This window comes from Micromonospora sp. MW-13 (genome assembly GCF_003434305.1).
Classification (GTDB): domain Bacteria; phylum Actinomycetota; class Actinomycetes; order Mycobacteriales; family Micromonosporaceae; genus Micromonospora.
In genome coordinates this window covers 1-2102 of record NZ_QKKX01000091.1, presented here as the reverse complement: position 1 = coordinate 2102, position 2102 = coordinate 1, and the positions used below count along the sequence as shown (strand labels likewise).

Annotated in this window: 1 protein-coding gene; it reads left to right on the top strand. The window is 68.6% G+C overall.

Translation table 11 applies throughout. The features are described 5' to 3' along the window. The coding region (locus C5N14_RS30505; protein ID WP_117673230.1) for an amino acid adenylation domain-containing protein at positions 1 to 2102 on the top strand (2102 nt) is incomplete at both ends.

The following is a 2102-nucleotide window of genomic DNA, read 5'->3' as shown; positions in this document are numbered from 1 at the left end:
CCGGGGTTTGCCGAGTTGGTGTCTCGGGTGGGTGTGGCGTGGGCTGCGCCGGTGGTGGGTGCGGGTGTGGTGGGTCCGGTGGTGGTGGGTGTGGTGGACGGTCCGGTGGCCGTGGTGGGGCCGGCGGTGGTGGATGTCGATCTGGTGGTGAGTGTGGCCTCGGACGGTTCCGGGGTGCGGGTGGACTATGCGGTGGAGGGCTTCTCCGCGGACTGGGTGCGGGGTCTGGTGGATCAGGTCGCGTTGTTGACCGGGGCAGGTGTGCGGGAGCCTGAGGTTGCCCTGTCCCGGTTGCCGTTGGTGTCCGATGCGGAGCGGGAGCGGCTACTCGCGTGGGGTCGGGGTCCGGTCCGTCCGGTGCCGGATCAGCCGCTCCACGAACTGGTGCTGGAATGGGCACGGCGCACCCCGGACGCGGTCGCGGGTGTCGCCGACGGTGAGGTCGTCACGTACGGGGAACTGGCCCGCCGGTCGGAACTTCTGGCCCGCTACCTGCGGTCAGCCGGTGTCGGGGTCGGTGACGTGGTGTCGCTGGCGTTGGACCGCAGCATGTGGACCCTGATCGCCACCCTGGCGGTGTTACGGGCAGGAGCGGCCTACACGCCCATGGACGTGTCCTGGCCGGCGGAACGGATGCGGATGCTCCTGGCCGACCACGGCGCCCATGTCGTCCTCACCATCGGCGACGTCGCCCCCCGCATCCCCGCCCCCGACGGCGTTAGGGTCGTCGCCCTCGACAACGACTGGCCCACCATCGAGACCGCCGAAGCAGCCGACCTACCGGTGGTGGACGCCACCGGACCGGCGTTCGTCATCTACACGTCAGGATCCACCGGCACCCCCAAAGGCGTCGTCCTGACCCACGACAAACTGACCAACTTCGTCACCTGGATGCGCGACGAATGCGCCGTCGGCCCGGACAGCCGCATGCTGCACTGCTGCGCCCCCGTCTTCGACGTCGCCCTCGGCGAGATCTACACCGCCCTCACCTCCGGCGCCCGCGTCGTCGTCTGCTCCCGAGACGACCTCCTCGACGCCCGCCGCCTCACCGACCTCATCGCCAAGGAACAAACCACCCACGCGTTCTGCCCACCCACCAACCTCGCCGCCATCGACCCCGCCGACTGCCCCAGCATGTCCTGCGTAACCCTCGCCGGGGAACCCATCCCACCCCGCATGGCCCAACGCTGGATGACCGCCGGCGCCCGCCTCATCAACGCCTACGGCCCCGCCGAAGCCTCCGTCGCCTGCACCTGGTACGACGCCAAAGCCGGCTGGGCCGGCGCATACGTACCCATCGGCTGGCCCATGCCCAACCGCCAGATCCGCATCGTCGACACCCACCTCAACCTCGTCCCCATGGGCATCCCCGGCGAAATCCTCATCACCGGAGCCGGCGTCGCCGACAGCTACCTCAACCGCCCCGAACTGACCACCCAACGATTCGTCACCGACCCATACGGCGGCGGCACCGCCTACCGCACCGGCGACCTCGGCCGATGGAACACCACCGGAGCCCTGGAAATCCTCGCCCGCATGGACCACCAGGTCAAAGTCAACGGCATCCGCATCGAACTCGGCGAAATCGAAGCCGTCCTCGAACAACACCCCGACGTCAACACCGCCGTCGTCATCCGCCGCGAAGACCGCGGCATCGCCCGCCTCGTCGGCTACATCACCACCCACAACGGCCGAACCCCCGCCGTGAGCGACCTACGCGAACACGCCGCCACCGTCCTACCCGCCTACATGGTCCCCGCCGTCATCATGATCCTCGACCGATTCCCCGTCGGCGGCACCGGCAAAATCAACCGAAAAGCACTCCCCGAACCCGGCACCCAACGCCCCAACCTCGACGTCGCCTACACCGCACCCACCACCGACGAAGAACAACTCATCACCAACATCTTCGCCACCATCCTCGGCCTCGACCAAGTCGGCACCCACGACAACTTCTTCCACCTCGGCGGCACCTCCCTACAATCCGCCACCACCGCCACCACCATCGACGAAACCGCCAACGTCATCGTCCCCGTCTCCCAAATCCACCGCACCCCCACCCCACACCAACTCGCCCAATGGCTCACCACCGCACCCCGCCG